This is a genomic window from Bacillus sp. LR--39 (assembly GCF_053613335.1).
In genome coordinates this window covers 1-501 of the sequence record NZ_JBSIOT010001715.1, presented here as the reverse complement: position 1 = coordinate 501, position 501 = coordinate 1, and the positions used below count along the sequence as shown (strand labels likewise).

The 501-nt window shown below is 51.5% G+C and carries 1 protein-coding gene; it reads left to right on the top strand.

Annotated features, from left to right (window positions below):
- The coding region (locus ACWHAR_RS32735) for an aminotransferase class V-fold PLP-dependent enzyme (RefSeq protein WP_452089130.1) at positions 1-501 on the top strand (501 nt) is incomplete at both ends.

The following is a 501-nucleotide window of genomic DNA, read 5'->3' as shown; positions in this document are numbered from 1 at the left end:
AGCGGCAATGCTTGCTTCAGGACATACAAAAAAGAAAAAAATCGTCGTTTCGGAAACCGTCCATCCCGAATCGCGCGAGGTTCTAAAAACGTATGCGAAAGGACAGTACATCGATGTGGTAGAAGTCCCTTCCAAAAACGGAACAGCGCATCTTGAGGCTCTTGATGAAGCCGTCTGCGAAGATACAGCAGCAGTGATCGTCCAATATCCCAACTTTTTCGGGCGAATTGAGCCGCTGAAAGACATTAAACCGATCGCCCATAAAGGGAAAAGCATGTTCATCGTTTCCGCCAATCCGCTGGCTCTCGGGCTTTTAACACCGCCCGGGGCGTTGGGCGCTGACATCGTTGTCGGAGATGCCCAGCCGTTCGGAATCCCTGCTGCTTTCGGCGGTCCGCACTGCGGATTCTTTGCCGTCACGAAAAAATTGATGAGAAAAGTGCCTGGCCGTCTAGTCGGTCAGACGGAAGATGAAAACGGGAAAAGGGGATTCGTTCTCAC